Annotated in this window: 9 protein-coding genes; 6 read left to right on the top strand and 3 right to left on the bottom strand. The window is 61.3% G+C overall.

Going from position 1 to position 7,482, the window contains the following annotated elements:
* Positions 1 to 58: 58 nt before the first annotated feature.
* Positions 59 to 967 (bottom strand): dihydrodipicolinate synthase family protein, encoded by a 909-nt coding sequence (locus tag QJT78_RS36805; RefSeq protein ID WP_028152627.1) that lies wholly within the window; start codon positions 965 to 967, stop codon positions 59 to 61.
* A 338-nt stretch (positions 968 to 1,305) separates the two neighbouring features.
* Between QJT78_RS36805 and QJT78_RS36810 the strand changes: the two genes are divergently transcribed.
* Positions 1,306 to 1,545, top strand: a complete 240-nt coding sequence (locus QJT78_RS36810; RefSeq protein ID WP_028152628.1) for a hypothetical protein — start codon at positions 1,306 to 1,308, stop codon at positions 1,543 to 1,545.
* Positions 1,546 to 1,666: 121 nt separating this feature from the next.
* Here the strand turns inward: QJT78_RS36810 and QJT78_RS36815 are convergent, their stop codons facing one another.
* A complete protein-coding gene (locus QJT78_RS36815; RefSeq protein WP_038944651.1) occupies positions 1,667 to 2,641 on the bottom strand; it encodes an alpha/beta hydrolase fold domain-containing protein in 975 nt (324 codons plus the stop codon).
* A 121-nt stretch (positions 2,642 to 2,762) separates the two neighbouring features.
* Here QJT78_RS36815 and QJT78_RS36820 point away from each other — a divergent pair, with 121 nt between their 5' ends.
* The 4 genes from QJT78_RS36820 to QJT78_RS36835 all read left to right on the top strand — a co-directional run bounded on the left by QJT78_RS36820 (position 2,763) and on the right by QJT78_RS36835 (position 6,814).
* The gene (locus QJT78_RS36820; protein ID WP_028152630.1) at positions 2,763 to 3,386 is read left to right on the top strand and encodes a TetR/AcrR family transcriptional regulator; all 624 of its coding nucleotides are present in this window, start codon (positions 2,763 to 2,765) and stop codon (positions 3,384 to 3,386) included.
* Positions 3,387 to 3,480: 94 nt separating this feature from the next.
* On the top strand, positions 3,481 to 3,756 hold the full coding sequence (locus QJT78_RS36825; protein WP_240537714.1) for a hypothetical protein: 276 nt from the start codon (positions 3,481 to 3,483) through the stop codon (positions 3,754 to 3,756).
* 1,564 nt (positions 3,757 to 5,320) lie between these two features.
* Positions 5,321 to 6,562: a site-specific integrase gene (locus QJT78_RS36830; protein WP_038953071.1), complete on the top strand. Its 1,242-nt coding sequence runs from the start codon at positions 5,321 to 5,323 to the stop codon at positions 6,560 to 6,562.
* A 66-nt stretch (positions 6,563 to 6,628) separates the two neighbouring features.
* Entirely contained in the window at positions 6,629 to 6,814 is a 186-nt protein-coding gene (locus tag QJT78_RS36835; RefSeq protein WP_028152632.1) for a hypothetical protein, read from the top strand.
* Between the two features lie 98 nt (positions 6,815 to 6,912).
* On the opposite strand, the gene QJT78_RS36840 is transcribed toward QJT78_RS36835, so the two are convergent.
* Entirely contained in the window at positions 6,913 to 7,074 is a 162-nt protein-coding gene (locus QJT78_RS36840) for a hypothetical protein (RefSeq protein ID WP_157790218.1), read from the bottom strand.
* A gap of 142 nt (positions 7,075 to 7,216) precedes the next feature.
* Between QJT78_RS36840 and QJT78_RS36845 the strand changes: the two genes are divergently transcribed.
* Entirely contained in the window at positions 7,217 to 7,405 is a 189-nt protein-coding gene (locus QJT78_RS36845) for a hypothetical protein (RefSeq protein WP_281460454.1), read from the top strand.
* The last annotated feature ends 77 nt before the right edge of the window (positions 7,406 to 7,482 follow it).

A 7,482-nucleotide genomic window follows, 5' to 3' on the forward strand; every position in this document is an offset into this window, starting at 1 on the left:
TCCGCAGGTAAAAGCGGATCGGCGCTGCCATTCGACATCGATAATTTCGGCCGGCGGACTATTCGGCCGCTTCGACACGCACCCCGTTCAACGCGCCGAGTGCCTCCAGCGCCTTGCGGGTGGCGGCCTGCTGCGCCGGCGAGGCCTCCGGCATCGGTGCGCGCGGATAGGTCCTGGGCAAACCCTGGAGCGTCTGGGCGTACCGCGTGCAGGCCGGCAGATTGTCGGCGATAACGGCGTTCCACAGCGTCAACAGCTTCTTGTGCAGGTCGAGCGCGCGCGGATGGTCGCCCGCCTTCACCGCATCCCACAGCGCGACGGAGGCATGCGGCGCCGCGGTCAGGATCGCGGCGATCGAGCCATGGGCCCCGAGCGTATAGGACGGATACATGAGGGCATCGACCGCGCTGTAGATCAGCTTGTCCGGCGCCATCATCATGAGATCCGCGAACAGCTTGAGATCGCCCGCGCTCTGCTTGACGCCGACCACCAGCGGCACCTCGGTCATGATCCGCACCAGCAGCGCCGGCGACAGATAGGACCACGGCACCACGTTGTAGATGATGATGGGCATGCCGGTCTCGTCAGCCATGGCGCGGAAGTGCGCAACCATCGCCTCGTCGTCGGGCTTGAACAGATAATGCACCGGCGTGACCTGGAGTGCTGCGACATTCATGTCGCGCACGAGCTTGCCGCGACGGATCGCATCGCGCGTGGAGTCCACGATGATGCCGGCGATCACTGGAATGCGCCCCTTCACCGCCTCGACCGTCGCGGCCATCAGGTCGCGATATTCCTCGTGATCGAGCGTGTGGCCCTCGCCGGTCGAGCCGCCGGCCGCGACGCCATGCGCGCCGGCGCCGATCATCCAGTCGACCTGGGGCGCCACGAGCCCAAGGTCGATCTCGCCGTCCTTCCGGAACGGCGTCGTCATCGGCGGGATCACGCCGGTCGGTCGTGCCTTCATGGTCTGCCCTCGCGTTTCCTTTGGTCCTGTGGCGGTCCCGCTCTCTTGACGAGTATCCGGCCGCTTTCGAGCCTATCGGCTGCGCGGGCCTTGTGAAGGGGCGCTTCGCGCGGCGCTGCCCCCACAATCGCTCATGCGATCTTTCCTCGCCCTTTTTCCTGGGGGTTCCCCGTATTTGCCCGGCTTCGGTTTAGGGGCAATTTTTTTACAATCCGAATCATCAAATGAGGTTGGACGCTGGGTCGAGTCGGCCAGGTCAGCGTGTTGTTTGTGTCACAGGCTCTGGCACTCCGCTTGCATCCTCTTCGTGGTCTGAAACTACCTATGAGGTGACAGGAATGTTCGTGACCGTGGTTGCCGTGCTCTGCCGGCTGAGCGCAGCCAGCTCAGGCAGTTGCATCGAGGAAATCGTGACCGACAGCAACATGACGCCCGAGATGTCGATGATGCAGTGCGCGATCGGCGCACAGGCCCCACTTGCCAAATGGATGGGCGAGCATCCGATCTATCACGCCAATTGGCGCCTCGAGCGCTACAAATGCGTGCCGGGTCACTACGAGATCAAGGGCCACGCCTAAGGCCCCGCAAGACTACGGATGAGGAAACGCCCCGGAGGTAGCCTGGTCTCTCCGCGCGGGCCCACTAGCGCCAGGCCCCATTGCGGCGGCGCGCCCCTGTGACGACGATCACGCCTTCCCTTTAAGCCACTGCACGCAGAATGATCGCACGCGCCTGTCGCCCTTCCGGCGTCGGCATCAGCGCGAAATTGTGCGGCTGATCACGGAGCAGATGCAGCTCGACCGGCACGCCCGCCGCCCTCGCGCGCTCCGCGAGATCGACGCTGTCGGGATAGAGCAGATCGCGGGTACCCGAGAAGATCGTCATCGGCGCGAGCGAACGGAAGGCACCGTTGAGCGGGCTGACGAAGGGATGGCCGATATCGAGCTCGCCGGCATAGAGCCGCCCCGCCTCAAGTATACCCGGAATGTCCTGGATCGGATCGCGGCCTGCGATCTCGACCTGCTCCGGGCGGCTGACCGAGGCATCGGCCGCGGGCGAGATCAGCATCAGCCGGCCCGGCTGCCGATGCCCGCGATCGCGCAGCCACTGGCAGGCCGCAAGCGCGAGCCCTGCGCCGGCGGAGTTGCAGACCACCGTGACCTTTGCGGACCCTGCGTCTTCCAGCAACATGCGCAGCAGCTCTGCCGTCGCCGGCACGACATCCTTCGCGGTCGCGCGCGGCGCCAGCGGATAGATCGGCACGACGCACGAGGCGCGCGCCTTGCGCGTCATCTCGCCGACGAAGCGCCAATGCGCCGGCACGATCTCGTTGATGTAGCCGCCGCCATGCAGGAACATGACGTAGTTGCAGCCCTCATGTCCCGACGACGGCGCGGTGTAATAGACCGGCCATCCGCCCATCTTGGTCAATGTCACCTCGACGCCGCGGCCCAGATTCGGCGGCTCGAACGAGACCGGCTGCAAGGCGAGCTTCTGGACATGCTCCTGCACGGCCTCGGCGGACGCGAGCTGTTGCTTGTACGGAAGCTGCCGCAGCAGCAGGTTGAAGGCGCGGCTTTGCAAGCTTGGCGCGGGATCGCGCCGGGTCGGTGGGCCGAACACGCAGCCACCCGGGCAGAACTGCAAGGCCGACACGATCCTGGCAACGCTCATGGCCACATCCCCATCTGGCTCTTTCGACACGGCGACAAAGAGGCTTGCCGACCCGCCGCCACTCGCGGATATAATGCGAGCATTCACTCGCTTTTCCTACTCGCATTCAGATCACAAGGCCGTGGCCCGCAAACCGCCGACAAAACCCCGGAAAAATGCCTCCCAGCAGCGATCGCGCGCCACCGTCGACGCGCTGGTCGAGGCAACCGCTCGCATTCTGGTCCGCGAAGGTTTCGAGAAAACAAGCACCAACCGCATCGCCGAAATCGCTGGCGTCAGCGTCGGCTCGCTCTACCAGTATTTTCCCAGCAAGGAGGCGCTGGTTGTCGCTGTCATCGATCGCCACAACGACGAGATCATGAAAATCGTTCGCGCCGCGTTCGTCGAGGTCGCGGACATGCCGATCGAAAGGGCCGTGCGCCGCCTCGTCACCGTCGCGATCGAGGCCCATCACATCGACCCGGACCTGCACCGCGTCCTCGCCGAGCAGATTCCACGCTCCGGCCGGCTCGCCGAGGTCGAAGCCTTCAATCACGAGGTCCACGGCCTCGTCCGCGCCTATCTCGAAAGCCACCGCAAGGAAATGCGTAGGATCGATCCCGGACTGGCCGCCTTCATGTGCGTCAGTGCGATCGAGGCAGTCGCGCACAACACGGTGCTGAACCCGGCCGAGATGCTGTCGGAGAAGATGGTGCGGACGCTGGTGGACGAGACGACGCGGATGGTGGTGGGATATTTGAGGTAGTTTGCGAAAACGGCGCCTCATGCCAGCTCTACGCGGGAGAGCGGGCATCCTGCTAGGCAGTTGATTTATCTGCGGGCTGCATTGAGCCGAGCCCATGGCCATGAGTTTTCCATTTTTAATGGCGATCAATTCAGCTTTCCTATTGAGGACAAAACATATGCCCAAGAAAAATTGCCTGATAGTCCATGCTGCCGGAAGACAGCTCGACCTACTGCGCGGAGAGGCTTCCCGCATTGCGAAGGCGAACAAGGTCGACTGGTGGATCGATCGTGCCGACGTCGGCACACTTTTTTGCTTTGAAGACGCAAATGCTACAGAAGCCTTCGCTCGCACCTGCGACAACTTCGGAGTCCGATGCCAAGACGGCTAGCTCAAAACCCCGCCGACTTTGTGAGGCGGCGGGAGTTGAGTGAATACTACGAAAACCGGCCCATCGCCAAACGCGCGTCGGACGGTGGGACCGTTCCGGGTGGATGGCGAGACCTTGCGGGGGTCAAGATTCGCCACAGACCGATTTTTCAATCTCTCCCTTGGAGAGTCGTTCCTCAGACGCCGCGATGCCAACATTTTTGTGATCTGGCGCAAAAGGAAGGCCCCAGCCAATGGGGAAGACTGGGGCCTTCACAGGCCTTGCGATGGATCACACGCAAGACCGATCGCTGGATAGCTGCAGGAGCGCTCGTTCCTCCTGCGGAACCAATCTCGACCCAAGTTGGCTGCAACTCCAGATGAGTCGCGAGAGCCAGCATTCCAGCAGCCAAATCGGGGCTAGAGTGTGTCCGAAGTTGAACTAGACGCGGGCGAAACCAACGTGCTGAAGCCTCGATCCAACTCGAGTGTTTCGCAAATCATCGATTCTTCGTAGGCCGAACCCGCGGCGAGCGACTAGGGCGCGTGGGTGAAGATATCCACTCGTCGATTTCGTCTGGCTCTACTCGCCACGAAGGTGAGACGCCATCGGCTGTCCGGGCTGTGACACGGTATCGGCGCTTACGCAGCTTGGCTGCCAAATTCTTCGCGCCATCTTCGTCTCGACATTCAATAGAAAAATTACCGTAGCAAACAACCCAGCGCTTTCGACTTACTTTTCGTTTGGATCGCGCTGAACGCTCCATCTAAGGGACCCCGTGAGTCCCCAAGCCCGTCCCAATATCAAGACTCCATTCTTACCAAACCGTTTAAACTGGACCGCGACCTCGCCAAGGGCAGCGGGCTACCGACCCATCCTAGCAACCCCGACGCAAGACTTGAGGTCTGGTGAACTTCATCTTCAGCAAGATGTCATTCAATCACCTCGTCTGCGCGGCTCAGAACGGAAGTTGGAAGCACCAGGCCGAGCGCCTTCGCAACCGGGAGGTTGACTACCGTGAAACTCGCGCGGCGCGGACGCTACTTGCTTGCCGCCAGAGCGCGGGGAGAAAACAACTCCGCTCCGGACGTCGCGCCTCCCAAGTCCCTGCGACGCAATGCATTCAAGCAGCTGTCGTGAATATTCCCCCGTCGCACAGGCCGGCATGATGACATCATGCTCCTGTTTTGCTCCTGTTTTGCCCGACGCGTCAAATCGCTTCGGAAAAACGTCATTCGCCAATGGTTTCGCTACTGTGCATGGGGTTGTTTTCGGCATTTTGATTTACCGCCCCCAGAAGCAGCCACCCGCTACTGATCGTCGCGCATGCGTCACGCCGCGGGAGCAGGCTCCACGCCGACGGTCAATCCACCGATGAGTTGGAAAAAATGGTCGGAGCGAGAGGATTTGAACCTCCGACCCCTAGTCTCCCAGTTATAAACGACCTGATTTATAGCCATTCCTGACGTTGGATGGCGCGCAACAAGTCGCTGTAAATCAAACGTAATCCAACCAATGACCACTTGCCTTTTCCGAGCCAATAGCCAGACTGCTGGCTACATACTGGCTATAAATTTGGTGGGGCATGGCAACGATCAGGATTTCGACCGATAGCGTAGCGGCGCTCATGAAGTCTGCGGTTCCCAACAAGACGACCTACTATTTCGACGACGATCTTGCGGGCTTCGGTCTCTACCGCACCACCACGGGCACCGGCACCTACTTCGCCGAATTCCGCCCCGTAGCCGGCGGCAGCAAGAAGCGATTGAAGTTGGGCCGGGTCGGCACCCTGAAGGCCAATGAGGCCCGCGAGGCGGCCCGCAAGGCGATCGCGAACGCCGCATTGGGGAAAGACCTTGCCCAAAATCGGAGCGACGAGCGGGCCAGCCTAACGGTTGAGGAATTGGTCTCGAAATACATCGAGGAATACGTCGCCGAGCACAAAAAAGCGTCCACCGCGGGCCTTTACCGCATGCTCCTAAAGAAGCACGTCAAGCCTCGGATGGGCTCGACTAAGGCAGTGGTGCTGACCCGAGTTGATGTACAACGCGCGCACTCTCTAATGACGCGCGAAGCCCGCATATCCGCTAACCGGGCAATCAAGCTGGTGTCCGCGGCGTACGGTTGGGGATCGCGGCATGGCCACGTGCCGGAAGGTACGAACCCTGCCTCCGGCGCGAAGCTGAACGAAGAGGAAGGCCGCGAGCGCTATTTAACGACCGCCGAGCTACTGGCGATTGGCAACGCCATGATAGAGGCGGAGACCGTTGGCCTGCCTGTTGAGGCCGGTGACGCCAAGCACGCGCCTGTCGGGCAGCTTGTGAAAATGTCGCCCTACGCCACCGCCGCAATCCGGATTCTTATGCTGACCGGCGCGCGCTTGCGGGAGATCCTGCACTTGCGCTGGGACGAAGCTGATCTGGATCGCGGTGTGTTGCGGTTGCCCGACTCGAAGACTGGCAGAAAGACGATCTATCTACCGGCTGCGGCAATCGACATCATCAAGGGCCTGACCAAGCTGGGTGCTTTCGTCATCGCTGGAGAATCGGCCGGTACCAAGAATGAGAAACCGCGCGCGGACCTGAAGCGCCCATGGGCAGCCATTTGCAAGCGGGCTGGCGTGACCGGTGTCAGGATCCACGATCTGCGGCACAGTTTTGCCAGCGTCGGGATCGGTGACCAGATGGGCCTCCCGGTGATCGGCACCCTGCTCGGTCACGCCGATCCGAGTACGACAAACCGATACGCTCACCTGGCCGACGAGGCAGCCCGCCGCGCGGTTGAGGCCATCGGCGGTAAGATCGCCGCTGCGCTGAGTGGAAAATAGCCCGAGGAACCTAAACCAGCCCGCAAGATTTGATTCCTGCCGGGCTGGAACTGCACGGAGAACCCCATGCGAAAAATCCGCCGCCGCTTCGAACAAATTCAATCTGCTGAAGAACGTCTGGTTGAGCAAGCCGCGGAACTGCGGGAGCGGGCTAAGGCGATGCCTCCGGGGGTCGAGAAAGATGCCCTTCTCCGGCGCGCCCGTCAGGCTGAGACTGGCACTCACGTCAGCGAAAGGTCGCTGGGGTTGTAGTTGTCGACGGCGCTGGAGCCCGGCCGAACGGAAAAACGAGGCCAGGGAGGCGGTGCTTCCGGCTAGCGTTAGACGAGCTACGGTGGTGCGGAGCGACGTTACTCGTCGATCTCGCGGAGCTTGCGTTCTAGACGGTCCATCTCGGCGCGCAGGCGTTCGGCTTGCTCTAAATCCCAGCCAACTCGCCGCAATTTTTGGCGACACTCCAGAATCTTCATCGCGAGTTCTACGCGCTCGTTCTGGTGGGGCACGGTGGGCATTTCCGATGGTCTTTTCTATTAGGATCATCGAAGGCCCGATTAGTTCAACGGGGCTACTCTCACTCAACAGGCCAATCGGCCATGCTGCGGTTTCTTATCTGCGCAAGTAGAAACGAGTAGCGAGCTGTGGAATTAGGGGTGGATGGCGGAGCCGTTCGGCAACAGTTTTACTGTCGTTGAGGTAGCCTCGGACGACGCAAAAACTGAGATATGGATTGCGTTGGCTAAGCCGAGCCAGGCGCCGACCCTGGTACTCGCCGCCGTTCCAGAAGGCTGGACTGCAGCTGTTTTAGATGTGAGCTATGGCGGAATCTGGGTGATGACGGTGTGAGGAAGGCGGCGTATCGAGGCGGGTGACGAGCCTGCCAGAACCTCTCGAGGAGAGCGATACGCCATGACCGAGACTAC

It is taken from the genome of Bradyrhizobium sp. Mp27, assembly GCF_029953005.1.
Lineage (GTDB): Bacteria > Pseudomonadota > Alphaproteobacteria > Rhizobiales > Xanthobacteraceae > Bradyrhizobium > Bradyrhizobium barranii.